Below are 24,554 nucleotides of genomic sequence, written 5' to 3'. Positions count from 1 at the left end.
CTTTTTATGTTAGATGAAATAGGCTTTTTCTGTTATTGCAAGAAGGTATAGTTGAAAGGAAGCACCTTTCTGAATCATATAAAAATCTGCTATTAATAGTTTTATTATTAAATTACTTTATCTTGCTATTATATTGAGTAAGTGTTTGGTTCCCAACGTTAAAAGTATATACTGAAAACGGAGGTGAACGAGTTGGATATGAAAAAACCGAACATTTCTGATGTTTACTGGAAGGCCATTACAGAATGTGACTCAGCGTATGATGACAAGTTTTACTATGGTGTAGAAACGACAGGCATCTTTTGCTGTCCTTCCTGTAAATCAAGGAAGCCCAATAAAGAAAATGTGCGAATCTTCAAAAATGCATACATTGCTTTAGAAGAAAAATTCAGACCTTGTAAACGATGTAAACCCGACGGCTTGCATTTGCCTGCTGAGGAATGGATCGAACAAATTGTTCAATGGATTGATCAGCATTATTTTGAGTCTCTAACATTGCAAACATTGGCGGATATATCCCATGGCAGTCCTTATCACCTGCAGCGATTGTTTAAACGTGTTAAAGGCATATCACCATCTGAATATGTACAGCAAATACGTCTGGAAAGAGCAATCTATCTGCTTGAGACAACCGGGTTATCGATATCTGACATCGGGCCTGCTGTGGGATTCTCAAGCACACCATATTTTATTACGCTATTTAAAAAGAAGTTGGGATATACACCATCAGGCTATCGAATAGCTTACCGCCAAAACTTGAAGAAGGAGCCGGTGAATAGAGATGAACACGGAAAAACAAATCATTAAATGGGGCATTCTGGAATACGGCCAGTGGCAATTATATGTAGCTAAGACTGAAAAAGGACTTTGTTATATAGGTTCACCAGGTCAAACGTTTGAGGAGCTTTACGCCTTGATGCAAAAACGCTTTCCTTATGCGAGCCTAATCGAAAATGAAGAATCTTTAATGCCATATATGAATGAACTGCGAGAATATTTTGAAGGTATTCGGCAATCTTTTTCATTAAGATTAGATGTAAAAGGAACACCATTTCAAGAAGCAATTTGGGAAGCCTTAAAGCAAATTCCTTATGGGAAAACATGTTCTTATTCAGATATAGCTGCGCTCGTTCAAAGACCTGCAGCGGTCCGTGCTGTTGGAACAGCAATTGGTGCCAATCCGGTTTTGATTACTGTTCCGTGCCACCGTGTCATTGGAAAGAATGGAGCTATAACAGGTTACAGGGGAGGCACGGAAATGAAACAATATCTGCTCCAATTAGAAACTCAAAATGTGGGGATGCCAAATGCATAATGAAGTGAGTTCTAAAATTAATTCACTCAGCTGGGACAAAATTCATCAGGCATTAGACAAGGCAGGGTTTGTAAAATTGCCCCCGCTGCTTAATCCTGAACAATGTCGAGAGTTTATGATGCTGTATGAACAAGAAGGGCTGTATCGCAGCACTATAAATATGAGTCGTTATCGCTTCGGTGAAGGGGAATATAAATATTTTGATTCTCCATTACCTTCATTATTGCAGGTGCTGCGCACTTCATTCTACCCGGAGCTTTCAAAAGCAGCCAATCGATGGTTAGAGCTGTTGGGCAAGGAAGCTGAATACCCAGATACACTGGCAGCATTTTTAGAAGTTTGCCATAAAAAAGGACAGAACCGCCCAACACCTTTAATACTGAAATATGAAGATGGGGGTTATAACTGTCTGCATCAAGATTTATATGGGGAAGTATTTTTTCCGTTTCAAGTTCTGATTACGTTAAGCAAGCGAGGAGAGGATTACACTGGTGGCGAATCCATTCTTGCAGGGGGCATGTGATTACATTAGAACAAGGGGAAGCGCTTATTTTTCCTTGCAAGCCACCGGCCGGTAGAAGGAAAGCGCGGCTTTTACAAAAATACGGTACGACATGGGGTCAGCACCCTGTTAACTGGAACGCGATATGGATTGGGAATTATTTTTCACGATGCAAAGTAAAGACGATATAAGATGAGAACTCAATTATTAGATAAAAAACCTAAAACAATTCTTAACATGTCGTTTCTTTCTGTCCGCGGCTTGCTTTGCTGGATGTGCGATTAATATAGCGTTATATATTTTAAAAGAACCAGTTTGCTCAGATCCAAAAACATTCTGTCAACACCATATACCCTTCAATTAAACAAATTTAATTGTAAAAATAACCTTTCAGAAAACAGGGATTTAAAAGAAATAGGATATGATTAATTCAAATGTATAAGGAGAAACCAATGAATGAAAAAAAACTAGTCGGTGAAAAAGCTGCTGAATTCGTTAAAGACGGCATGGCCGTAGGTCTTGGTACTGGCTCAACTGTATACTACACGCTTGAGAAGCTTGGTCAGCTGGTTAAAGAAGGACTCCAAATGAAAGGGATCCCTACTTCAAAGGCAACAGAAAAACTGGCACAAGAATTCGGAATACCACTTACAAGTTTTAAAGAGATCACTTATCTTGATCTGGCAATCGATGGTGCGGATGAAGTAGATCCTGACCTTAATCTGATAAAAGGAGGCGGGGGAGCCCTATTAAGGGAAAAAATCATTGCGGCAGCAGCTAATACCTTTATAGTTGTAGCAGATTCGTCTAAATTGTCAGCAAAACTGGGGTCATTTCGGCTTCCAGTTGAAGTGATTCCATTTGGATATGAGCAGACTGCAAAACAAATCAGCTCAACTGGCTGTATCCCTGAAATGAGGCTCTCGGATGGGAATCCTTATATTACTGATAATCACAACTATATCTTCGACTGTGAGATTCCTGAAAATTCACAGCCTAATGAATTGGAAACCGTTCTTAATATGATCCCTGGTGTAGTCGAAAATGGTTTGTTTACAAAAATGGCCGATGTCATAATTACTTTAGATGCTAATAAAAAAACAGTCTTAATGAAGGAAAATAACAAATAGTGAGATGCAGAAAAAACATGTGCTGATTAGACTGCACATGTTTTTTTATCCAATGCATTTGTTTCTTTTTACAAAAATTAATGAGTAATCTCTTCTTAATTTTGGATTTATCTATATATCATTTTCACAAAACGGCTACTATAATTCAGTTGGAATATTACAAATATACAGATATCATTTACAGAACCCGTTGTTAAGACATCGTTTTATTAACTTTAAAGGTCCTATCGTGACTCCTCTTAATCGAGATGCTTTCAATGTTGCTGATATCGATCATGCTGCAAGCGCATTTCCAGAGCTGAATTTTATTGTGGAGCATGTAGGGCTGAAAATGCAGCAAGGCTATATAACATTGACATTGAAGCACAGAAAGTACTATTAAGCGGCTGTGAACTTGCAGCTCATAGAGTATAAAAAGAAATCTATTAAAACAGGGAGGTGTTCCGATGAACAAAGAAGAACAAGTATATAAGAGGCTTGATAAAGTTCATGACCCTGAGTTAGATCAGCCCTTAACAGAATTAGGATTTATTGATTCTATAGATATTGATCAGGATAGTGTAGAGGTCATATTCCGTCTGCCAGCCTATTGGTGTTCATCCAACTTCGCTTTCATCATGGCAGAGGATATCAATAAATATGTGTCCGAATTAGGCTGGGTTAAAGAGGTAAAGGTCAATTTAATTGATCACTGTGCTTCAGATGAAATTAACAATGGTGTGAAAGACCGGAAACGCTTCAGTGAGTCTTTCAGCAAATTATCTGGCGGTGATTTAGAGGAACTGCGTCAAACCTTCCAAATAAAAGCGTTTTATGCCAGACAGGAAAAAATAATAAAATATCTTCTTAAAAATGAGTTGTCCAAAAAAGAATTATTTGACCATAAAACATCCCTTGCTTTTACTACTCCTGACGGGATGCACTCATTCGAGAAACATTTTCAGAGTATTTGCCTGGAGCAAAACGAACTCAGTATGGATATAGGAGGCCAGTACTGCAGAGGTCTGTATGATTTACCAGCAAAACCTGCAGAAAGATAAAACTTGGATCATGAATGCATTGCATTCTTGAAATAAATTTTAGGAATGGGAAGGATGAATAGTTATGAGTAAAAATGTGTTAATTTTAACTGGGGATGCTGTAGAGGCTTTGGAAGTATTTTATCCATATTATCGCTGTCTGGAAGATGATATTAATTGTACCATTGCTTCACCTGTGAAAAAAAAGCTGCAGACCGTTGTTCATGATTTTCTACCTGAGATGGAAACCTTCACAGAAAAATGGGGATATAAAATAGATTCTCATGCTTCTGTTGATGACATTGATCCAGCTGACTATGACGGATTGATTATTCCGGGAGGACGTGCACCGGAATATATCCGAATGAATACAAAGGTTCAGGAAATTGCTGCCCATTTCTTAAAAGAAGACAAACCGCTGGGCGTCATCTGCCACGGACAGCTAGTTTTAACAACTGTCAGAGAATACATTCAAGGACGTGAAATGACTGCGTATTCAGCATGTCGTCCAGAAGTAGAGGCAGCCGGAGCTACATATATAGAAGAAATGCTACATGTGGACGGAAATTTAGTTACAGGGCATGCATGGCCTGATTTACCTGGATTTATGAGAGAATTCTTTAAACTATTAAATGTAAAAAAAGAAGCAAACGTATAAGCAGCGAGCGCAGGCGTCTGTACGTTCCGCAAATAACCGATGCCGATAACTCAAAAAAGACTGCAGGAATGACTTTCCTGCAGTCTTTTTATAAAAAAACCTGCTAAACTTAAGAAAACTAGATGAAGAAGGTGTCCCTGTGCAGCTTGTGCCTGAACTTTCAAAAAAAATCATAAATGAAGTGCAGCGTGTGATCTCCGAAGATTTCATCGTCATTAATCCAAGCGGAACGATCATTGCTTCAACAGATGAAAAGAGGGTGAACTCTTTTCATGAAGGCGCATCCATAGTGATGGAGACTAAAAAGAAGCTGTACATAACAGAAGGAAAAGCTGAAAAACTTAAAGGAGTGAAACCAGGCATCAATTTACCAATCTTTTTTGAACATGAAGTTATTGGCGTCATCGGCATCACCGGAATTCCCTCAAATGTCGAACCCTATGCAGAAATAATCAGAAGAATGACCGAACTCATCATCCGCGAGGCCGCGTTTGTGGAGAAAAGAGAATGGGAACAAAGGGGACTTGAATCATTCTTTTATGAATGGATCTATACGAATAACATAGATCAGGATTTTATTGATCGAGGCCATATTTTGGGCGTTGACTTAACAATTCCCTATTTATGTCTTCTTTTTCAAGTGGATCAATCCTTATCTGCAGAAGAGTATAAAGAAGTTCAAACTAAACTTTCATCATGGTTTGACTCAAAATTTGCAGCCTGCAAAAATGACTTTCTTTTGCGCTGGGGTCATGGACGGTTTGTCCTATTTAAAGATACACGCCATTCAAAATCGGTGAAGATTTTAAAACAGGAGCTGGAAGCGCTTCGTTTGGATTTTTTAACGAACTGTCAAATTTCCATTTCAATTGGCGGCGGAAAATCAATTGAAAATGTACAAAAATCGTATCAGGAGGCTGGAAAAGCATTAAAAGTTTCTCAAAAGAGAAATCGTGCTGTTTGCTATGATGATCTGCTGCTGGATATTGTTTTAGAGGAAGTGACTGAGGAGACAAGAGAGGTCTTTTTAGACAGAGTCATTTCATCAATCCGAAATGATGCCGAATTGCTGATCACCTTAAAATCCTTCTTTTCACATAATCATTCATTAAAGAAGACTGCTGATGCTCTTCATATCCATATTAATACGCTTCATTATCGACTTAAGCAAATAAAAGAACTGACGGGTATCGATCCAAAATGTGCTGAGGGGATTGCTATGTTTTATCTCGCATTGTCTTTTTTAAGTGAAGATAAACATACAAAAATATAGTTATTTTTATATGTTTTTTTGTATGTTCATACATAGGTTTTTCGCATAGTTCTCTTTATAATGAATAGTATAGAGAGGGGCGTTCAAAATGCTTAATGAATCCATAAAGAAACGATTGATCGACGTCGTAGGAAAGGACTATTTTCAAGATTCGAATGAAGCGAGACTGGTATATTCATATGATGCTACGCCAAACTTTCAAGCGATGCCAGACGGAGTCATCATGCCTCAAAATAAAGAACAAATTTCAGCGATTTTAAAAATATGCAGCGAAACAGGTATACCGATTGTTCCACGCGGATCAGGCACTAACTTAAGTGCAGGCACTTGTCCGACAGAAGGCGGCATCGTTCTGCTGTTTAATCACATGAATAAAATTCTGGAAATTGATGAAGAGAATTTAACAGCAATTGTTCAGCCTGGCGTGATTACGCTGAATATCATTCAAGCCGTTGAAGAAAAAGGCTTGTTTTACCCGCCAGATCCAAGCTCAATGAAAATCTCGACAATCGGCGGAAATATTAATGAGTGTTCTGGCGGATTGAGAGGTCTTAAATATGGTACAACGAAGGATTATGTTCTGGGCCTTGAAGTCGTTTTGCCTAACGGAGACATCATTCGTACCGGAGGAAAACTCGCTAAGGATGTAGCCGGTTATGATTTGACCAGTCTCTTTGTTGGTTCGGAAGGAACACTTGGAATTGTGACGGAAGCCATCTTGAAATTGATTCCAATCCCAGAAACAAAGGAAACACTTCTGGCTCTTTTTGAAGACATGGATGCAGCAGCCAAAACGGTTTCAGCCATTATCGCAAATAAAATCATTCCTGCTACCCTGGAATTTTTAGATCAGCCTACATGCGAGGTAGTCGAAGATTTTGCAAAGGTGGGCTTGCCGACTGATGTAAACGCTGTCTTGCTGATCGAACAAGATGGTCCTCCAGAGGTAGTTGCACGTGATATATTGGCAATCTCAGAGATTTGCAAACAGGGTAACGCTGTTTCTGTTAAAATTGCAAAATCAAAAGAAGAAGCAGAAGCACTGAGTACGGCAAGAAGATCAGCTTTGTCTGCCCTGGCACGAATGAAGCCGACAACCATTCTTGAAGACGCAACAGTTCCTCGTTCAAGAATAAGTGAAATGGTTCAAGCGATTAATCAGATTGCTTTAAAATACAACCTGAAGATATGTACATTTGGCCATGCCGGAGACGGAAATCTTCATCCTACTTGCCTGACAGATGCACGTGATAAGGAAGAGGTTCACCGGGTGGAACTTGCTTTTGAGGAAATTTTTCAAAAAGCGATCGAACTGGGAGGCACTATTACTGGTGAGCATGGCGTAGGTGAAATGAAATCTCCTTATTTAGCCATGAAAATAGGGGAAGAAGGAATAGCTGCCATGAAAGCAATCAAATCATCTCTTGATCCACATGGAATCATGAATCCCGGAAAGATATTTGCAAAGGATTCAAGAAAAAGAGTGGTGATCTCTTCATGAATCAAACAACTGCTAAAGAAATTCAAACTGAATTTAAAGAACGACTAGACTATGACGAGCTCATGAACTGCATGCGCTGCGGTTTTTGTCTGCCTTCCTGCCCAACTTACGGTCAAACCAATCAGTATGAAGCTGCATCACCAAGAGGGAGAATTGCGCTTATGAAAGGAGTAGTTGACGGCTTAATTGAGCCTGATGACTCGGTTGAAAAGCAATTAAATCTCTGCTTGGGCTGCCGTGCATGTGAACCGGTCTGTCCCTCTGGCGTGAAATATGGACATTTGCTTGAAGAGGCAAGAGATATCATTCAGCAGAAAAAGAAGCACAAGTGGCCTGTCAAAGTACTCAGACATGTAGTGTTTGATCAGCTTTTCCCACATAAAGAGCGGTTAAAGAAAGTTCATTATTTATTAAGTTTTTATCAAAAGAGCGGAATACAAAAGGCGGTTCAGAAAACGGGAGTACTGAATATTTTGCCGGGTAATTTAGCTGACATGGAAAAAATCCTGCCTGTTATTCCAGGAAAAAAAGAACTGAATAACCGGCCATCATCATTTAAAGCTGAAGGAACAACAGTGAGGAAGGTTGCATTTTTCACGGGCTGTTTAATGGATACGATGTTCATGGATACTAACAATGCAACCATAAAGCTTTTGCAAAAGGCCGGGTGTGACGTCATTCTTCCAGAGATGCAAGTATGCTGTGGAGCCTTGCATGCACATGGCGGAGAAAAGTCGGCAGCTAAGGAACTTGCAAAGCAAAACATTGCAGCATTTGAATCACTCGAAGTTGATGATATCGTTCTGAATGCCGGCGGCTGCGGTGCTTTACTTGTTGAATATGATCACCTGTTAAAGGATGAGCAGGAGTGGAAAGACCGGGCAAAGGCTTTTTCTGAAAAAGTGAAAGATTTCTCAGAAATCTTGATACTGCAAAATTTCATGGAACAGGATTTATCACTGCCAGATCAAATCATCACGTATCAGGATTCCTGTCATTTGCGGAATGTTATGAAAACATCAAGTGCACCGAGAATCCTAATGCATTCAATAGCGGGAGTCACATTCAGAGAAATGAAAGAAGCCGATCAGTGCTGCGGTTCAGCAGGCATTTACAATCTGACGGAAGAAAAAATGTCCATGCAGATTCTTGATTATAAAATGGAGCGTGTTAAGGAAACAAAAGCGCATACCATTGTAACGGCAAATCCAGGATGTCTGCTGCAAATGAAGCTTGGCATTGTTAGAGAAGGACTTGAAGAAAATACCCGTGCCATTCACCTGGCCGATTTGCTGATTGAATCAATTGAAACTGAATAATGAGGTAAAAGGTTCTATATCATTATAGAACCTTTTAGAAATATCCAAATATTCAAATAGTGTATAATAAAGAAATAGACTAAAAGAATAGGAGGAGTTTTTTTGAAAGTATCCTTGTTCATTACATGTTTAGCAGATGTATTCTATTCAAATGTCGGTAAAAGCACGGTTGAATTGCTTGAAAAGCTTGGCTGTGAGGTTGATTTCCCAAACAGTCAGACCTGTTGCGGCCAGCCTGCCTATAATAGCGGCTATCATAAGGAAACAAAAGAAGTGGCAAAGCATATGATCACAGCTTTTGAACAATCTGATTATGTTGTAGGGCCATCCGGTTCATGTGTGGCCATGCTGCATGAATATAAGGGACTGTTTGCAAATGATCCTGATTGGAGAGAAAAGGCACATCAGCTTGCTGCAAAATCATTTGAACTTACACAATTTTTAGTCGACGTGCTGAAAGTTGAAGATGTAAATGCGTATCTTCCAGTCCATGCTACTTATCATAAATCGTGTCATATGACCAGGCTCATAGGGGTGACGGATGCTCCTGAAACATTACTTCGGAATGTAAGCGGTTTAAATGTTACGCCGCTTCCCAACAGTCATGATTGCTGCGGATTTGGCGGAACGTTTTCTGTTAAAATGGTTCCTATTTCAGAGCAAATGGTAGACGAGAAGGTAAAGCATATTCAAGATACGGATGCTGAACTTTTAATAGGTGCAGACTGCGGCTGTTTGATGAACATCGGCGGCAGAATCAACCGCAAAGGGATTCCTATAAAAGTGATGCATATTGCAGAAGTACTGAATAGCGGGGTGAAATGACATGCCAATGAAAATAGGAAACGAAGCTTTTTTCGACCGGGTTGAAAAAGGAGTAAACAATCCGTTCATGAGAAATGCCGTTGCTTCTGCACAAGAACGAATGCAGGGAAGACGCCTTCAGGCAACGGAAGAGCTTGGTAATTGGGAAGAGTGGCGGAAACTTGGGGAAGAAATCCGCACACATACAATGGAAAACCTGGATTATTATTTGGAGCAGCTGAGTGATAATGTTGCAAAACGCGGCGGCCATGTCTTTTTTGCCGCAACAAAAGAAGAAGCTAACAAATACATAACAGATATTGCTATGCAGAAACAAGCAAAAAAGGTTGTCAAATCAAAGTCGATGGTAACAGAAGAAATCAACCTGAATGATGCTTTGGAAAAAGCAGGCTGTGAAGTGATTGAGACAGATCTTGGGGAATATATTCTTCAGCTTGATGACCATGATCCCCCTTCGCATATTGTTGTTCCTGCACTTCATAAAAACAAAGAACAAATTCGTGATACATTTAAAGAAAAACGCGGCTACGAAAAAACAGAAATGCCTGAAGAGCTCGCCCTGTTCGCCAGAGAGCAGCTTCGCAAGGATTTCCTAAGCGCAGATTTGGGCATCACGGGATGTAACTTTGCAGTAGCAGAATCCGGCTCAATCAGTTTGGTAACGAATGAAGGAAATGCAGGCCTTGTAACAGCATTGCCGAAAACACAAATAACGGTGATGGGGATGGAGCGCATCGTGCCTACATGGGAAGAGCTTGATGTGTTAGTCAGTTTGCTGTGCAGAAGCGCAGTAGGACAAAAGTTAACGAGCTATATTACGGGATTAACTGGTCCAAAAGACGATGGGGATGCAGACGGTCCAGAAGAATTTCATCTCGTTATCGTAGACAACGGCCGTTCAAATATACTAGGCACTGAGTTTCAAAGTGCTCTTCATTGCATCCGCTGTGCTGCCTGTGTAAATGTATGTCCTGTTTATCGTCATATTGGAGGTCATTCCTACGGATCAATCTATGCGGGTCCAATCGGTGCCGTCCTTTCGCCGCTGCTTGGAGGCTATGAAGATTACAAAGAGCTTCCTTTCGCATCATCTCTATGTGCAGCATGTACAGATGCCTGCCCTGTTAAAATTCCTCTGCATGAACTATTAATCAAGCACCGCCGAAAAATTGTCGAAGATGAAGGGAAATCGACATTTGGGGAAAAGCTTGCAATGAAAGGCTACCAGTTGGCTGCAAGCTCGCCAAATTTATATGGAGCTGGAACAAAATCAGCATCAGCGGTGATGTCGCCATTTACGAGTTCAGGCAGCATCAAAAAAGGACCTGGCCCTATCAAGCCTTGGACAGATGTACGGGACTTTCCTGCTCCAAGTAAAGAGAGATTTAGAGATTGGATGAAGGGGAGAGAGGAGAAATGATAAAAGGCAACATACAAAATCGGGATCCATTTCTTGAAACAGTTGCTGCAAAACTCGGCAGGGGCAGAAGAAAAGAAGTTACTAAACCCGATTGGTCCACTACTCCTCAATGGGAAGTATTAAGACATGCGGATGCAGATGAGCTAGTAGAAGTTTTAAAAAAGCAGTGTCTGTTAATCCATACACAGTTTATTGAAACGACTGCTTCTCAGCTTTCTGATAAAATGATGCATGTTTTTGACGAATATGAGGTAAAATCAGCGGTAATCGCCAAAGACGAACGCTTTCTAGAATTTGGTTTGGTTAATGAAATCACGAAAGCATGGCCAAATTCTGGCATACATGTTCACGAATGGGATCACAAATTAAAAGAGAAAAATATTGAAGCTTCGGAAAGAGCCGATATCGGAATCATATTCAGCGACATGACCCTCGCTGAATCAGGAACCGTTGTGGTGTTCAGTGATAAAAGCAAAGGCAGGTCCATAAATCTCCTTCCTAAAACCTGTCTCTGCATCATTCCAAAAAGCACGATTGTACCAAGATTGACTCAAGCGGCTGAACAAATAAGTGCCCTAATTAAAAAGGGTAATCATTTATCGTCATGTGTTGACTTTATATCGGGACCAAGCAACAGTGCCGATATCGAACTTAATCTGATTGTTGGGGTTCACGGGCCGATAAAAGCATCCTATATTGTTGTTCATGATAAATAGATCTTATAAATAAACCCCGGCTGCTTGGATGGCAGACGGGGTATTATACTTATTCAAATAATTTCGGAATTCCATTAATAAGCGAGTATCCGCCCATAAGTGACATGGCTACAACGATCAATGCGCCAAAAATAGTTAACCATACAGGATGCTTGTAATCACCGACAATTTTCTTTTTATGTGCAGCAATCAGCATAACTGCAAGGGCGATAGGTAAAATTAACCCGTTGAGTGAACCAACCAGAATAAGAATTTTAACAGGTTCCCCGATTATAGCATATACAAACGTGGAGACTGCAATAAATCCAACAATAAACCATTTATGATATTTCTCAATCATTGGGTTGAAGGTTCTTATGAAAGAAACAGATGTATAAGCAGCACCGACTACAGACGTCACAGCAGCTGCCCACATAATAATTCCGAACATTCTGTATCCGACATTTCCTGCAGCGTGTTTAAAAACAGAAGCTGGAGGATTGGCAGGATCTAAAACCAGCCCTTGAGCAACAATACCTAAGGCAGCTAAGAATAAGAATATGCGCATGATAGATGCAATGCCAATTGCAGAGATGGAGCTTTTCGTTACTTGAGGCAGGGCTGCTTGTCCTTTAATGCCAGCTTCAAGCAATCGGTGTCCTCCGGCAAATGTGATATATCCTCCAACAGTTCCTCCTACAAGAGTGACAATCGCCAGATAATCAATAGTGTCAGGCTTAACCGTTTTTATAGCTGCTTCAGCTAAAGGCGGCTGGGCAGAAACCATGACATAAAGGGTAAGGGCAATCATGACAAAACCCATTACTTGTGCAAAACGGTCCATCACTTTACCGGCTTCTTTTACAAGAAATATCCCAATTGCAATGATGCCGCTCAGGATGGCTCCTGTTTGAGTAGACATCCCGAACATCACATTTGTGCCTAGTCCAGCTCCGCCGATATTCCCAATATTAAATGCAAGTCCCCCAAGCACGATTAAGATAGAGATAAAATACCCAAGACCAGGGAGTACAGCATTCGCTATATCCTGAGCTGGTTTCTCAGCCACTGCAATGATGCGCCATATATTCAGCTGTGCACCAATATCAATAATGACAGACATCAAAATCACAAACCCGAAACTTGCAGCTAGAACCTGTGTAAAATGAGTGGTTTGAGTTAAAAATCCAGGGCCGATGGCAGAAGTTGCCATCAAAAAGGCTGCTCCAAGCAGCAGGCTGAAGTTTGATTGTTTTTTCATGGTGATACCTCCTGAATGTTTTTAAGTAAGAACTTTGCTTGCTTTTTTGATGCTTATTCCTGCATGCTGCAGGGCATCGGATATGTATTTTGCAAATTGAAGGGCATGTGCGCCATCTCCATGAATGCAAATAGTATCTGCTTTAATTGACAGGTTCTTTCCGGAAAGCGATGTGACTTTCCCATCTTTCACCATTCGTATCACTTGAGCTACTGCCGTTTCGTGATCCTCAATCAATGCGCGGGGGTCTCGTCTTGAGGTTAACGTGCCATTATCCTGATACGTTCTATCAGAAAAGACCTCACTTGCAGTTTTTAAACCTAATTTTTCTCCGGCTTTAATTAATTCACTGCCGGCAAGGCCGAAGAGAATCAGGTTCGAATCAACTTTGTAAACCGCCTCAGCAATGGCTTCTGAGATGTGGCTGTCTACAGAAGCCATATTATAAAGGGCACCGTGCGGTTTCACATGCTGGAGAGATCCTCCTTCAGCTGCGGCAAAGCCAGATAATGCTCCAATTTGATAGACAACCAGGTCATATACTTCTTTAGGAGTGAGGTCAATATTTCTTCTTCCAAACCCTGATAAATCATTAAAACCGGGATGGACCCCGATTCCAACGCTTTTATCAATCGCAAGTTTAACCGTTTTTCTCATTGTTGAGGGATCACCGGCATGAAAGCCGCAGGCAATATTAGCCGAAGAAACGTAATTCAATATTTCTTCGTCATTCCCCATTTTATAAGCGCCAAAGCTTTCTCCCATATCGCAGTTTAAATCAACTTTATGCATGATAATCATCTCCCTAACTCGTTTTTAGGAACAGCCCCTGTTTTAAGTGCTGCAATCTTCTTTCTCTATCAATCAGCAGCTCCTGAGCTTCGTCGAGCGATATTTCCTTAAATTGAACAACTTCTCCAGGTTTGAATTGGGAAAGGTAGGGCAAATCGACAGATGCTACCTGTGCGATCTTCGGATATCCTCCCGTTGTTTGCCTGTCAGCAAGCAGAATAATCGGGTTCCCGTCAGCAGGAACTTGAATGGTTCCAAAGGTGACAGCTTCCGAAATCATTTCTGCTTTGTTTTCTAATGTAAGCTTGGGACCTTCCATCCGGTAGCCCATGCGGTCAGATTGAGGCGTGATTTTAAAAGGTTCAGAGAAGATCAGAGATTGGCTTTCCTCTGTAAAGTCATCAAATTGCCTTCCTTTTACAACACGTACGCATACATCCTCTCTTAAGAAAGGAAAAAATTCCGGAGATGCGGACCAATCAATTTCCGAATAAGGAGCAGAGTCAAAAAAACGTTCAAAAAGGGTAGTGGACTGCTCAGACATCTTTCCAAAAGATAGTATGTCCCCATTTTCGATAGCTCTTCCTGCATATCCGCCAATTCCTGCTCGTAAATAGGTTGATTTGCTTCCCATCACCTCGGGAACATCAAATCCCCCAGCGGCTGCAAGATAAGCTCTGCATCCTTTTTTAGCCCTTCCAAATGTAAGCAAACTGCCTTTTTTCACAAATAACGGCCGCCACATTTTTGCAGGCCGGTCATTCAGAACGGGTGATAAATCTCCGCCGCAAATAGAGATCAGTGAATCTGACTGAAATTCAAAATGGGCTCCGAGCATCGTCATTTCAACTGCTGCCTCGTTCTCAGAATTTCCTACAAGCATGTTGGCGATTCTGTGAGAGAGGGTATCCATCGCACCGCTTGCGATTACACCATACTTTTGGGAACCATATCTGCCAAGATCTTGAATAGATGTCAGAAGTCCTGATTTTTTGACTTTAATCGTCATATCATTTTCTCCTTTTCTTCAAGAAATTGATCATATGAGATCGGTTTGAATTGAATAACATCCCCGGCTTTTAATAGACTAGGAGATTTCCTTTCAGGCTGAAACAGTTTTAAAGGGGTTTGTCCAATTAATTGCCATCCGCCTGGTGTCTCAATCGGATAGATACCTGTCTGGCTTCCTGCAATTCCAACTGAGCCAGCGGGTATCTTTAATCTTGGAGAACTTCTTCTTGGTGCTGCGATTTTTTCAGACATTCCGCCAATATAAGGAAAACCGGGAGCAAAGCCAATCATATACACTAAATATTCGTTGGCTGAATGAATGCCGATCACTTCCTCAGCTGATAACTTGTTATGCTCTGCTACAAATTCCAGATCCGGACCGAGCTCTCCGCCATAGCACACTGGGATTTCAATTGTTCTTCCAAACTCAGATTGTGTTTTATCCAAGGTTTTCATCGTTTCTGTTATGTATTCTGAAACAATCTGATAGGGAAGGGAATGCTGGTTGGCCCTGCCTGCTTTAATAGGATCATAAATAAGCGTGACTGTTGTGAACGCAGGAATGCATTCAATCACCCAATCAGGCGAATGATGATCAAAATAGGAGAAAACATGCTGAACGTTTTCATGAATATTCATTTCAATTTTCTTTCCAAGTTCGATAATTATTGCGGCATCACCTAAGGGACTTAGGGTAAACTCCATTTCAGCACCTCCTAAAATTGATGTATAAATATGAATAAGTTATTCATATTAGATGTAGTTCATCTTATAATAAGAGCGCTCAGAATTCAAATAAGATTTTTAATAATTTGGGTTTGACAAGAAAAGGAAAGTGAAGTAAATTTGAGGTAAGCTTTTATCATTCTCCATACAATCATCCTTAAAAAGGGGTTTTGTTATATGTTAGGTGTCGTTCTTAACTAATCCGTAATTTCATACGGTCATCTCTGTGTCCAGCGTGCAAAAAAAAGTTTTTGCAGCGCTTATTTAACTATGCGCAGATCGATGAGTTAAGAACAAATCATAGCATATGAGAGGTGCCTGCTCAGCTGTGTTTTTATGCACAGTTTTTTATTTGTCCAAAAAAGGATGAGAGCAGTATGGAGAAAAAGCGCTCTATATACCATTTCAGCCGCAATGAACATTTGTTCACTGCGGCTTTTTTTCGTTACTAAGGAGGATATTCAAATGAACGACAATACTTTTAACATTTTAGATTACTGTACTATAAAAGAAACAATCAGCACTTATGCAATGACAGATTCAGGCAGGCAGCGTGTTTTAGCCATTATGCCGCTTAATCATGTAAAGCAAATACAGGCACTTTTATCAGAGACAGACGAAGCAGCAGCAATTATAGAGAAAAGTTCCAGTGTTCCTATTTCAGGACTTGAGGGCATTGAAGCCATCGTAAAGCAGTTCAATAAAGGTGTTGCTTTAAGACCGCATCACTTTTCCCAGCTCCTGTCATTTATTGAAGATGGCTTAAAAATGAAACGTTTCATGAAAGATAAAGTAATGCTGGCACCTCGTGTTTCTTCGTATGTATTTGGGATTGAAGAGCTTCCGGAGATCGCTGCTGAAATCATCAGATGCATACGCAACGGAAGAGTTGACGACATGGCGAACAAAGAACTGTCAAAAGTAAGAAAGCAGCTGGCGATTGCAAATGAACGTTTGAAAGAAAAACTGAATTCCATCATTAAGTCTTCAAAATATAAGAGCTATCTGCAGGATGCAATTATAAGTGAAAGAGGCGGCCGCTTTTGTGTTTCTGTTAAAAAAGAATATAAAGGAAAAATCAGAGGAGCCGTTCTTGATGCATCAGCCTCCGGTTCAACACTTTATGTTGAACCGGAAGATGCAGCCGCCATTCAGGATCAGATCAATCTTTTATTGTCACAGGAAGAGCTGGAGTCTGAAAAGATTTTAAGCTATTTAACAGGCTTGGCAGAGTCCCATGAAAAACAGCTTCTTCAATCTATAGAAGTGATGGTGCACTACGATGTCTTATTTGCAAAAGCAAAATACAGCCGCGCTATTGGAGGAACCGCACCAGCTGTTCATGATCAAAAAATGATCTATCTTAAAAATGCCAAGCATCCGCTCTTAGGCAGCAAAGCCGTTCCTTTGACTTTCGAAATCGGCAAGGATTTTCAGGCACTCGTCATTACCGGTCCAAATACGGGCGGAAAAACGGTGGTTTTAAAAACGGTAGGTCTACTTGTTCTGATGGCGCAATCCGGTTTTCATATACCTGCTGATAAGGAAAGTTATATCGGCATCTATCAGCAGATTCTGCTGGATATTGGCGATGGTCAAAGCATTGAACAAAACTTGAGCACGTTTAGTTCTCACATGACGAATATTATTTCAATCTTAAAGAAAACAAATGAATATAGCCTTGTTTTGCTTGACGAATTAGGTTCAGGAACAGATCCGGGTGAAGGAATGGGGCTTGCAAGTGTCATCCTTGAAAAGATTCATCAAAAAGGCGCCACCTTGCTTGCCACCACACATTACAGTGAAATAAAGGATTTTGCTGAAAGTGAAGAAGGATTCATAAATGGATCGATGGATTTTGATTTAGAGACCCTTCAGCCCACATATAATCTGAAGATAGGCGAAGGCGGAGAGAGTCAGGCATTTTCAATCGCACTGCGCTTAGGCATGCATCCCGAATTAATTGAAAAAGCCCATGCTATCACTTATAAAGAGACAAAAAAGTATGGGAAAGATCAATATGATTTATATGAAAAAAAGGAACTGGATAAACAAATCTCAATTAATCGTTACAAGACGAAACAGCCAAAAGCAAAAGAGGCGGAGGTTCAGACTTTTTTAAAAGGAGATAACGTGCTTATAAAAGCAACAAATGAGCATGCTATCGTTTATACTGGTCCAGATAAAGGCGGAAATTACACGGTCTTTGTGAAAGGGACAAAACGATCCGTCAATCATAAACGAATGCAGCTTCATATTTCAGCTAAAGACCTTTATCCTGAGGATTACGATTTTGACATCATTTTCGAATCAGCCGAAAATCGAAAAAAAGCAGTGCAGATGAACAAGAGACATTCTGAATTAACCATTGAACGAGAAGAATAGAAAAGAACAAGAGCCTATTTGACTCAGGCATGGCCGATAAGTTATCTGGCAGTGGCTGAGGAGCTGGGCGATGGAGCTAGACATCTCTTAAAAAAATGAAAGGGACATTATTGTCCCTCTTCTTCCAGTTCTTCATTATCTTCATCTGTGATATCGCCATCCGTTTCTTCTTCCACTTCTTCTTCAACATCATTGTTCATTTCATCCTGTTCGCCATCATCACAAGCAGCCAGGCCTCCAAGCATAATAGCAAGAGTCATTCCGCCTGCAAGGCATTTCTTTTTCCAAGTCATAAGATTAGCCTCCTAAAAAATCATAGTAATCATTCAATACCCAATTTGCTTTCCGCTAAACGAATGAATGGAAAGATTGTCAATTGAAAGGAGATTAAATAAATGGGAAATGTGGATAAGAGAAATAAGTTAAATGAAGGGGTTTTTAGTTATCAGACATCAAAAGATAAAACGGTCCTTATTTATTGGTCTGGAAAAAAACAAATAAAAGCTTTGAAAGGCAAGGCAGCAGCTAAATTCCTTTCGAATGCAGACTCGGCAGAAACAGAGAAAGATATCCAGCTTCTGTTAGCTAAATCAACAGGAAATTTTAAGAGAGGAAACGAAAAGAGAAGCCTCTGATGAAGGCTCCTCTATCTTCTCATGCAAGTTTCTTTCATGCAGGCACCTCGCGGCCATAATAAATCTTTCATTATTACAGCATATGGGATATTTTATGATTGTTGATTACGGCAGATATCTAAAATCAAATCAGCCGCCGCATGTAAATAATGTTTTTAATTTCATTACTTTGTACATAAGCGCAGCGTTTCGTCCCTTTTGAGTATGGTTGTTGATTTTCGGGCGAAGACACTCAATAAAAGCATAATCGCATTCGCAAGATGAAATTCCGCGGTCTAAGCAGCGGTCATGTCTTTGACAGCAGGCATCCACATCGTTGATCGGAAGTCCTGGGCCGCTGCAGCCGGGACCACACCATCTGTATTCAGGGAAAATACAGCGCCGCCTTTTTTTAATGTTCTTCCTTCCTGACATAAGATGATCTCCTTTTTAGTTTATATACTCTATTTATATGAATGAGTATAGATAGTTGAATTGGCGAAAATCCCATACAATGTGAATAAACACTCCTATTTTCAAGGAAATGTTTTTCTGAATTGAGAACGGTCCGTTTCTTCCTCTTTAAAGTGGGTAATATATTAACAAAATGACCTGTTAAAAACTTAGCATCTTAAGAGAGATTTTTTCTAAATCGAAGGGAGAACAAAATCTTGAAACTAACTTCTGAACAGAGGATTCAGCTGCATGAATTCAATAACCTTACAAAATCGCTGAGCTTCAATATGTACGATGTTTGTTACACGAAAACAAAAGAAGAACGTGAAGCTTATATACACTATATTGATGAGCAGTACAATGCGGAGCGTTTAACCAAAATCTTAAAAAATGTTACGGATATTATCGGTGCGCATGTACTGAATGTGGCACAGCAAAACTATGTGCCGCAGGGGGCAAGCGTGACAATTCTCGTATCCGAGGGTCCAGTTGTAGAAGTTCCTAATGAATCGTACGAAGAATCACCAGGTCCGCTTCCTGATTCGGTCGTTATGCAGCTTGATAAAAGCCATATTACCGTCCATACATATCCTGAATACCACCCGAATGAAGGAATCAGCACCTTCAGAGCGGATATTGATGTGTCAACTTGCGGGGAAATCTCACCCCTTAAAGCACTCAATTATTTAATCCATTCCTTTGATACAGATATAATGACAATGGATTACAGGGTGCGAGGTTTCACGAGGGATATTAACGGCGAGAAGCTGTTTATTGACCACGACATCAATTCTATTCAAAATTACATCCCGGAAAAGGTGAAGGACGCATACGACATGATCGATGTAAATGTGTACCCTCAGAATATCTTCCACACTAAATGCAAACTGAAGGAATTTGATTTAAATAATTATTTATTCGGTTATACGAAGGACAAGCTCAGTAAAAATGAGAGAAACGAAATTACAGACCGATTAAAAATTGAAATGGACGAAATTTTTTACGGAAAGAATATGAAGCCATTTTCAGGATGAAAAATGGGGGCATTCTCACTTAAATGTGGGAGAGCCTTTATATTTGCTGCTTTCAAAAAAACAAAAGTTGGATTATCATAATGTAAATATGTGAGAAAAAAGGGGTAAAGGAGCAGCCATTTTGAAACCAGTAGAAATAAAACGCAAAATACTCCGCATTTCAGACGGCATCGCTATGGGGGAAGAGGATTCAATCGTTACAGAATATCCGGTAACCATTAAGGTTAACGGGGAAGAATTTGTAACGATGATCTGCTCGCCTGAATTTATTGAAGACATGGTGATCGGGTATCTGGCGTCAGAAGGAATCATTCAGACCTGCGAGGATATAAAAGAAATCTGGATTCAGGAAAAAGCAGGGTTTGTTCACGTGAAAACATTGAAAGACTATCCTTACTTTCATCATTTTCAAAATAAACGCTATCTGACTTCATGCTGCGGGATGAGCCGGCAGGGCTTTGTATTTGCCAGTGATGCAAGGACAGCAAAAAAAATCGACGGTATACATGTTCAAATAACCTCAGATAAATGCTTTTCCCTTATGAATGATATGCAGAGTCTGGCAGGTGTTTTTCATCTAACAGGAGGTGTGCATAATGCAGCCCTATGTGATGAAAATGGAGTGCTCCTTTGCAGAATGGATATTGGGAGACATAATGCGCTGGATAAGATTTATGGGCACTGCCTTAAAAATAATATCTCCGTTCATAATAAAATCCTTGTTTTCAGCGGGAGAATCTCTTCTGAAATTCTCATGAAAACTGCTAAAATCGGATGTGAGATTGTATTGTCTAAATCTGCTCCAACTGAATTAGCGCTGGAGATGGCTGAAGAACTTGGAATTACAGTAGTCGGATTTATTAGAGATTCATCCTTGAATGTCTATACACATCCTCAAAGAATCATTCTGGAACGAAATATCTGATTGTTACATTTAGTTAGCATATTCTGAAGCTTGCATGTAAAATACATAACAGAAGAGAGGCGAGGGATATGAAAAATTCTGTACTTGATTCATGGGACCGTCCGCTCCGTGATTTAAGAATCTCTGTCACAGACCGGTGTAATTTCCGCTGCCGCTACTGCATGCCGGAGGAGATATTCGGCCCTGATTATTCTTTCTTGTCATCTGAGAAAATCTTATCATTTGAGGAGATTGAGAGATTAGCTGTCATCTTTTCATCTTTAGGTGTGAAAAAACTCCGCCTTACTGGAGGAGAACCTCTGCTCAGAAAAGAGCTTCCTATCTTAATAAGGATGCTCAAAAAGGTTGATGGAATTGAAGACATCGGGCTGACGACCAATGGATCGCTTTTAAAAGGGGTTGCAGCTGAACTGTATGAGGCAGGTTTAAGACGCGTCACGGTAAGTTTGGATTCTTTAAATGAAGAGCGTTTTGCCGAGATGAATGGCCGCCGAAGCAAGTTGAAAAACATCCTGGCCGGAACTGAGGCAGCTGCTTTAGCCGGTTTACAGGTCAAGATTAATATGGTTGTACAAAAAGGGGTTAATGATGAAGACGTTCTTCCGATGGCCGATTATTTCAAAGCGCAAGGTCATACCCTCAGATTTATTGAATATATGGATGTGGGAAACTCTAATGGCTGGCAGCTGGACCATGTTGTTGCAAAAAGTGAAATTTTAAGTGAGATAGGAGAGCGTCATCCCTTAAATAAGATTCCTCCGAACTATACCGGAGAAGTCGCTGAAAGATATGAGTATCAAGATCAATCTGCTGAGATCGGCATCATCTCGTCTGTGACAGATTCTTTTTGTTCCACTTGTTCAAGGGCCCGCATATCTGCTGAAGGCAAGCTATACACCTGTCTCTTTGCATCAAAAGGGACAGACCTTAGGCAACTGCTTCGTTCTGGAAAAAGCAATATGGAGCTAAAAGCGATCATTCGGGAAATATGGAATCACCGCAGCGACCGGTACTCTGATGAACGGACAAGTGAGACACGCCAGAGGAATAAAGTAGAGATGTCTCATATCGGAGGATAATCAATAGAGAGGAGATGGCAGTTTGGTAGAAAAAAGGACACCTATTGCAGTTTCTGACGCTGTTCAAAAAGTCATGGATTTTGCGATTAGAGGTAAAGTTGAACTTGTGGCGCTTGAAAGCTCATATGGCCGCTTTTTAGCAGAAGATTTAATCGCAGACCATGATGTGCCGTCTTTTGACAGGTCCCCTTATGATGGATTTGCTGTCCGTTCTGAAGATACTGTTCAAATCACGAGGACGAACCCAGGCGTTTTTGAAGTCATCGGAGAAATTGGAGCAGGTTCTGTCTTTCATAACAGTGTTGGACGGAATCAGGCTGTAAGGATTATGACCGGAGCTCAAATACCTGCTGGAGCAGATGCGGTTGTCATGCTCGAACTAACGAAAGAGATTGCAGCTGAAGAAGGAAAAAGATTTGAATTAAAGCGCCCCTTGAAAAGCGGGGAAAACATCTCTTTTAAAGGGGAAGATACAAAAAAGGGAACTATACTTGCGGCAAAAGGAAGCGTCATTACGCCAGGCATTGCTGCGTTGCTTGCGACGTTCGGATATCGTGAGGTTCCGGCAGCGAAAAAGCCAGTAATCGGAGTGCTTGCAACGGGCAGTGAACTGCTTGATGTCAATGAACCGCTGCAGCCCGGAAAAATCCGCAACAGCAACTCTTATATGATTCTCGCTCAAATTGAACGGGCAGGGGGAGAGGCGAAATATTTCGGGAAATTCAGTGATGATCTTGAACAATGCATCAATGCCGTGAGAGATGCACTAAGTCAAGTCGATTTGTTGATTACAACAGGCGGAGTGTCTGTTGGTGATTATGATTATTTGCCCGCCATTTATGAAAAGCTCGGTGCAGATGTTCTTTTTAACAAGATTGCGATGAGGCCGGGCAGTGTCACTACCGTTGCTGCTTTAGATCAAAAATTACTGGTTGGCCTTTCAGGAAATCCGTCTGCTTGTTTTGTCGGATTTGAATTGTTTGTCCGGCCTGTCATCCGGCATCACAACTTTCACCCATCACCGCATGTAAGAAAAGAAAAAGCTTATTTGGGCGAGGATTTTTCTAAGGCTAATCCATTTACCAGGTTTGTAAGGGCTGAGCTTCATTTTAATGAGGGCAGGCTTTCTGCTTTTCCTTCTGGCTTTGATAAATCAAGTGCCGTTTCATCTTTAGCAGAAGCAAACGCACTTATTATTCTTCCAGGCGGAACGAGAGGCTATCAGGCCGGCATGATGGTGGATGTCTTATTATTGGATGATCAAAAGGGAAGTGATTGGCCGTGGGAAAACATTGTGCCGTCATACAAATAATCGGACATCAAAACACAGGAAAGACAACTTTATTGGAAAAGCTCATAAAAAGAGCAAAAGAGAACAGTCATCAAGTTGGAACAATCAAGCATCACGGACACGGAGGCATTCCAGATCATGGATTTCAGGTGAAAGACAGTGATCGCCATTCAAAAGCAGGAGCTGTTTTAGCAGGGGTTGAAGGGGACGGTGTCCTTTTGCTCAGTTTGGCGGGTCAGCATTGGCCGCTTGCAAAGCTGGTGGAAATCTACCAATCTCTGTCCATTGATACAATTTTCATAGAGGGATATAAGAAAGAACATTTTCCAAAAGTAGTTTTATTAAAAGAAGAAAGCGATCTCTCTCTATTAAAATTAAACGGAATCTTATGCGTCATTACATGGCCTGATATCCACAGCTTAAACATAAATGTTCCAATCTTTCATATCGAAGATGAACAGAATTACATCGACTACATAATGGGAATTGTGAGGGGGCAGCATGAGTCAGGAATATTTTGAGATTACGAAGGATTCAATTTCAGCTGATCTAGTGACGAATAAAGTTGCAAGAAGAGAAGCTGGAGCCATTACAACTTTTATTGGGACAGTAAGAGAATTTACTCAAGGCAAAAGAACGCTTTATTTAGAGTATCAGGCCTATGAACCGATGGCTGTAAAAATGCTTGAACAAATCGGCGATGAAATAAAAGGACGCTGGCCGGATGCCATAACAGCTATTACCCACCGAATAGGCAAGCTCGAGATTTCAGATATAGCTGTTGTGATTGCCGTTTCTTCTCCACACAGGAAAACAGCATATCTAGCAAATGAATATGCGATAGAGCGGATCAAACAGATTGTTCCCATCTGGAAAAAAGAACATTGGGAAGATGGGACAATGTGGATTGGAGATCAGCTTGGGCAAACACCATATCCTGAGGGAAAACCCAAGAAAGAGGGCGGAAAAAATGATTAAAATCTTGCTGTTTGCCCATTTACAGGACGAGGCCGGAACCCCTGCAATAGAAATTGACAAAAGGGGCCTTACCGTGCACGATTTAAAACAGTGGCTGCAGGATAACCACGGGCTGCAAGGATTAAGCGGTGTCATGACCGCGGTTAATGAAAGCTTTGCAAATGAAGATAATGTCATTAAAGATGGAGATACTGTTGCGTTCATTCCTCCTGTAAGCGGAGGGTAGGATAAGAAGGGTTTCAGTTTAGCTGAAACTCTTTTTTTGTTCCTTTTCTTCAAGACATGAACAGTTTTAGGTTTATCGATTGTTGAAAAGACAGAATCTTGCTACAATTTAGAGGGCGC

The 24,554-nt window shown here is 40.7% G+C and carries 27 protein-coding genes and 1 pseudogene; 22 read left to right on the top strand and 6 right to left on the bottom strand.

The window, feature by feature from the left end; genetic code table 11:
* The first annotated feature begins 198 nt into the window (after nucleotides 1–198).
* The 13 genes and pseudogenes from LIT25_13065 to LIT25_13005 all read left to right on the top strand — a co-directional run bounded on the left by LIT25_13065 (nucleotide 199) and on the right by LIT25_13005 (nucleotide 11,678).
* A complete protein-coding gene (locus LIT25_13065) occupies nucleotides 199–807 on the top strand; it encodes a bifunctional transcriptional activator/DNA repair enzyme AdaA (GenBank protein ID USK36271.1) in 609 nt (202 codons plus the stop codon).
* Entirely contained in the window at nucleotides 782–1,315 is a 534-nt protein-coding gene (locus tag LIT25_13060) for a methylated-DNA--[protein]-cysteine S-methyltransferase (protein USK31610.1), read from the top strand. Before LIT25_13065 ends, LIT25_13060 begins: the two co-directional genes overlap by 26 nt.
* Nucleotides 1,308–1,997: pseudogene (locus LIT25_13055) on the top strand (2OG-Fe(II) oxygenase). The gene LIT25_13060 and the pseudogene LIT25_13055 overlap by 8 nt, the downstream one beginning before the upstream one ends.
* 272 nt (nucleotides 1,998–2,269) lie before the next feature.
* Nucleotides 2,270–2,947, top strand: coding sequence for a ribose-5-phosphate isomerase RpiA (gene rpiA, locus LIT25_13050; protein USK31609.1), 678 nt, complete (start codon nucleotides 2,270–2,272; stop codon nucleotides 2,945–2,947).
* A 229-nt stretch (nucleotides 2,948–3,176) separates the two neighbouring features.
* Entirely contained in the window at nucleotides 3,177–3,329 is a 153-nt protein-coding gene (locus LIT25_13045; GenBank protein ID USK31608.1) for a hypothetical protein, read from the top strand.
* 64 nt (nucleotides 3,330–3,393) lie between these two features.
* Complete coding sequence (locus tag LIT25_13040; protein ID USK31607.1) at nucleotides 3,394–3,987, top strand: iron-sulfur cluster assembly protein; 594 nt, start codon at nucleotides 3,394–3,396, stop codon at nucleotides 3,985–3,987.
* Nucleotides 3,988–4,051: 64 nt separating this feature from the next.
* Nucleotides 4,052–4,624, top strand: a complete 573-nt coding sequence (locus tag LIT25_13035) for a DJ-1/PfpI family protein (protein ID USK31606.1) — start codon at nucleotides 4,052–4,054, stop codon at nucleotides 4,622–4,624.
* 139 nt (nucleotides 4,625–4,763) lie between these two features.
* Nucleotides 4,764–5,897: a helix-turn-helix domain-containing protein gene (locus LIT25_13030; GenBank protein ID USK31605.1), complete on the top strand. Its 1,134-nt coding sequence runs from the start codon at nucleotides 4,764–4,766 to the stop codon at nucleotides 5,895–5,897.
* 88 nt (nucleotides 5,898–5,985) lie between these two features.
* The gene (glcD, locus tag LIT25_13025) at nucleotides 5,986–7,398 is read left to right on the top strand and encodes a glycolate oxidase subunit GlcD (protein ID USK31604.1); all 1,413 of its coding nucleotides are present in this window, start codon (nucleotides 5,986–5,988) and stop codon (nucleotides 7,396–7,398) included.
* Nucleotides 7,395–8,717 carry a (Fe-S)-binding protein gene (locus LIT25_13020; GenBank protein USK31603.1) on the top strand — a complete coding sequence of 441 codons (1,323 nt, stop codon included), beginning with the start codon at nucleotides 7,395–7,397 and terminating at the stop codon, nucleotides 8,715–8,717. The genes glcD and LIT25_13020 overlap by 4 nt, the downstream gene beginning before the upstream one ends.
* Before the next feature lie 102 nt (nucleotides 8,718–8,819).
* Nucleotides 8,820–9,542, top strand: coding sequence for a (Fe-S)-binding protein (locus LIT25_13015; protein ID USK31602.1), 723 nt, complete (start codon nucleotides 8,820–8,822; stop codon nucleotides 9,540–9,542).
* Nucleotide 9,543: 1 nt separating this feature from the next.
* Nucleotides 9,544–10,962 (top strand): iron-sulfur cluster-binding protein, encoded by a 1,419-nt coding sequence (locus LIT25_13010; protein ID USK31601.1) that lies wholly within the window; start codon nucleotides 9,544–9,546, stop codon nucleotides 10,960–10,962.
* Nucleotides 10,959–11,678, top strand: coding sequence for a lactate utilization protein C (locus LIT25_13005; protein USK31600.1), 720 nt, complete (start codon nucleotides 10,959–10,961; stop codon nucleotides 11,676–11,678). The genes LIT25_13010 and LIT25_13005 overlap by 4 nt, the downstream gene beginning before the upstream one ends.
* Nucleotides 11,679–11,727: 49 nt before the next feature.
* Here LIT25_13005 and LIT25_13000 read toward each other — a convergent pair whose 3' ends face one another.
* Genes LIT25_13000 through pxpB form a run of 4 tightly spaced genes read right to left on the bottom strand, consistent with a single transcriptional unit; the run spans nucleotide 11,728 to nucleotide 15,426 of the window.
* The gene (locus LIT25_13000) at nucleotides 11,728–12,918 is read right to left on the bottom strand and encodes a divalent metal cation transporter (protein USK31599.1); all 1,191 of its coding nucleotides are present in this window, start codon (nucleotides 12,916–12,918) and stop codon (nucleotides 11,728–11,730) included.
* 21 nt (nucleotides 12,919–12,939) lie between these two features.
* The gene (locus tag LIT25_12995) at nucleotides 12,940–13,710 is read right to left on the bottom strand and encodes a LamB/YcsF family protein (protein ID USK31598.1); all 771 of its coding nucleotides are present in this window, start codon (nucleotides 13,708–13,710) and stop codon (nucleotides 12,940–12,942) included.
* Nucleotides 13,711–13,723: 13 nt separating this feature from the next.
* Complete coding sequence (locus tag LIT25_12990) at nucleotides 13,724–14,713, bottom strand: biotin-dependent carboxyltransferase family protein (protein ID USK36270.1); 990 nt, start codon at nucleotides 14,711–14,713, stop codon at nucleotides 13,724–13,726.
* 2 nt (nucleotides 14,714–14,715) lie between these two features.
* A complete protein-coding gene (gene pxpB, locus LIT25_12985) occupies nucleotides 14,716–15,426 on the bottom strand; it encodes a 5-oxoprolinase subunit PxpB (protein ID USK31597.1) in 711 nt (236 codons plus the stop codon).
* Between the two features lie 486 nt (nucleotides 15,427–15,912).
* On the opposite strand from pxpB, the gene LIT25_12980 reads away from it, so the two are divergent.
* On the top strand, nucleotides 15,913–17,832 hold the full coding sequence (locus tag LIT25_12980; GenBank protein USK31596.1) for an endonuclease MutS2: 1,920 nt from the start codon (nucleotides 15,913–15,915) through the stop codon (nucleotides 17,830–17,832).
* 107 nt (nucleotides 17,833–17,939) lie between these two features.
* Here LIT25_12980 and LIT25_12975 read toward each other — a convergent pair whose 3' ends face one another.
* Nucleotides 17,940–18,125, bottom strand: coding sequence for a hypothetical protein (locus LIT25_12975; protein ID USK31595.1), 186 nt, complete (start codon nucleotides 18,123–18,125; stop codon nucleotides 17,940–17,942).
* Between the two features lie 102 nt (nucleotides 18,126–18,227).
* Here LIT25_12975 and LIT25_12970 point away from each other — a divergent pair, with 102 nt between their 5' ends.
* A complete protein-coding gene (locus tag LIT25_12970; GenBank protein ID USK31594.1) occupies nucleotides 18,228–18,467 on the top strand; it encodes a hypothetical protein in 240 nt (79 codons plus the stop codon).
* A gap of 129 nt (nucleotides 18,468–18,596) precedes the next feature.
* Here the strand turns inward: LIT25_12970 and LIT25_12965 are convergent, their stop codons facing one another.
* Complete coding sequence (locus LIT25_12965; protein USK31593.1) at nucleotides 18,597–18,881, bottom strand: phospholipase; 285 nt, start codon at nucleotides 18,879–18,881, stop codon at nucleotides 18,597–18,599.
* 236 nt (nucleotides 18,882–19,117) lie between these two features.
* Here LIT25_12965 and speD point away from each other — a divergent pair, with 236 nt between their 5' ends.
* The 7 genes from speD to moaD all read left to right on the top strand — a co-directional run bounded on the left by speD (nucleotide 19,118) and on the right by moaD (nucleotide 24,435).
* On the top strand, nucleotides 19,118–19,936 hold the full coding sequence (gene speD, locus LIT25_12960; protein ID USK31592.1) for an adenosylmethionine decarboxylase: 819 nt from the start codon (nucleotides 19,118–19,120) through the stop codon (nucleotides 19,934–19,936).
* Between the two features lie 121 nt (nucleotides 19,937–20,057).
* Nucleotides 20,058–20,861 carry a formate dehydrogenase accessory sulfurtransferase FdhD gene (gene fdhD / locus LIT25_12955; protein USK36101.1) on the top strand — a complete coding sequence of 268 codons (804 nt, stop codon included), beginning with the start codon at nucleotides 20,058–20,060 and terminating at the stop codon, nucleotides 20,859–20,861.
* 68 nt (nucleotides 20,862–20,929) lie between these two features.
* Entirely contained in the window at nucleotides 20,930–21,940 is a 1,011-nt protein-coding gene (gene moaA / locus LIT25_12950) for a GTP 3',8-cyclase MoaA (GenBank protein ID USK36100.1), read from the top strand.
* A 22-nt stretch (nucleotides 21,941–21,962) separates the two neighbouring features.
* Nucleotides 21,963–23,252, top strand: coding sequence for a molybdopterin molybdotransferase MoeA (locus tag LIT25_12945; GenBank protein USK36099.1), 1,290 nt, complete (start codon nucleotides 21,963–21,965; stop codon nucleotides 23,250–23,252).
* Nucleotides 23,222–23,752: a molybdopterin-guanine dinucleotide biosynthesis protein B gene (mobB, locus tag LIT25_12940; GenBank protein ID USK36098.1), complete on the top strand. Its 531-nt coding sequence runs from the start codon at nucleotides 23,222–23,224 to the stop codon at nucleotides 23,750–23,752. The genes LIT25_12945 and mobB overlap by 31 nt, the downstream gene beginning before the upstream one ends.
* Nucleotides 23,733–24,209, top strand: coding sequence for a molybdenum cofactor biosynthesis protein MoaE (locus tag LIT25_12935; protein USK36097.1), 477 nt, complete (start codon nucleotides 23,733–23,735; stop codon nucleotides 24,207–24,209). Before mobB ends, LIT25_12935 begins: the two co-directional genes overlap by 20 nt.
* Nucleotides 24,202–24,435, top strand: a complete 234-nt coding sequence (moaD, locus tag LIT25_12930) for a molybdopterin converting factor subunit 1 (GenBank protein ID USK36096.1) — start codon at nucleotides 24,202–24,204, stop codon at nucleotides 24,433–24,435. Before LIT25_12935 ends, moaD begins: the two co-directional genes overlap by 8 nt.
* Nucleotides 24,436–24,554: the final 119 nt, after the last annotated feature.

Origin of the sequence: Bacillus sp. F19, from assembly GCA_023823795.1 — a bacterium.
Classification (GTDB): domain Bacteria; phylum Bacillota; class Bacilli; order Bacillales; family Bacillaceae; genus Bacillus_P.
The sequence above is the reverse complement of the archived record's forward strand: the minus strand, read 5'-3'. Positions and strand labels throughout refer to the sequence as shown.

Excerpts from the sequence above, each read along its gene's own strand:
- LIT25_13065 (USK36271.1), top strand. The coding sequence starts at position 199 with ATGAAAAAACCGAACATTTCTGATGTTTACTGGAAGGCCATTACAGAA.
- LIT25_13060 (USK31610.1), top strand. The coding sequence starts at position 782 with ATGAACACGGAAAAACAAATCATTAAATGGGGCATTCTGGAATACGGC.
- rpiA (USK31609.1), top strand. The coding sequence starts at position 2,270 with ATGAATGAAAAAAAACTAGTCGGTGAAAAAGCTGCTGAATTCGTTAAA.
- LIT25_13040 (USK31607.1), top strand. The coding sequence starts at position 3,394 with ATGAACAAAGAAGAACAAGTATATAAGAGGCTTGATAAAGTTCATGAC.
- LIT25_13035 (USK31606.1), top strand. The coding sequence starts at position 4,052 with ATGAGTAAAAATGTGTTAATTTTAACTGGGGATGCTGTAGAGGCTTTG.
- glcD (USK31604.1), top strand. The coding sequence starts at position 5,986 with ATGCTTAATGAATCCATAAAGAAACGATTGATCGACGTCGTAGGAAAG.
- LIT25_13020 (USK31603.1), top strand. The coding sequence starts at position 7,395 with ATGAATCAAACAACTGCTAAAGAAATTCAAACTGAATTTAAAGAACGA.
- LIT25_13010 (USK31601.1), top strand. The coding sequence starts at position 9,544 with ATGCCAATGAAAATAGGAAACGAAGCTTTTTTCGACCGGGTTGAAAAA.
- LIT25_13005 (USK31600.1), top strand. The coding sequence starts at position 10,959 with ATGATAAAAGGCAACATACAAAATCGGGATCCATTTCTTGAAACAGTT.
- LIT25_13000 (USK31599.1), bottom strand. The coding sequence starts at position 12,918 with ATGAAAAAACAATCAAACTTCAGCCTGCTGCTTGGAGCAGCCTTTTTG.
- LIT25_12995 (USK31598.1), bottom strand. The coding sequence starts at position 13,710 with ATGCATAAAGTTGATTTAAACTGCGATATGGGAGAAAGCTTTGGCGCT.
- pxpB (USK31597.1), bottom strand. The coding sequence starts at position 15,426 with ATGGAGTTTACCCTAAGTCCCTTAGGTGATGCCGCAATAATTATCGAA.
- LIT25_12980 (USK31596.1), top strand. The coding sequence starts at position 15,913 with ATGAACGACAATACTTTTAACATTTTAGATTACTGTACTATAAAAGAA.
- LIT25_12975 (USK31595.1), bottom strand. The coding sequence starts at position 18,125 with ATGACTTGGAAAAAGAAATGCCTTGCAGGCGGAATGACTCTTGCTATT.
- LIT25_12970 (USK31594.1), top strand. The coding sequence starts at position 18,228 with ATGGGAAATGTGGATAAGAGAAATAAGTTAAATGAAGGGGTTTTTAGT.
- LIT25_12965 (USK31593.1), bottom strand. The coding sequence starts at position 18,881 with ATGTCAGGAAGGAAGAACATTAAAAAAAGGCGGCGCTGTATTTTCCCT.
- moaA (USK36100.1), top strand. The coding sequence starts at position 20,930 with ATGAAAAATTCTGTACTTGATTCATGGGACCGTCCGCTCCGTGATTTA.
- LIT25_12935 (USK36097.1), top strand. The coding sequence starts at position 23,733 with ATGAGTCAGGAATATTTTGAGATTACGAAGGATTCAATTTCAGCTGAT.
- moaD (USK36096.1), top strand. The coding sequence starts at position 24,202 with ATGATTAAAATCTTGCTGTTTGCCCATTTACAGGACGAGGCCGGAACC.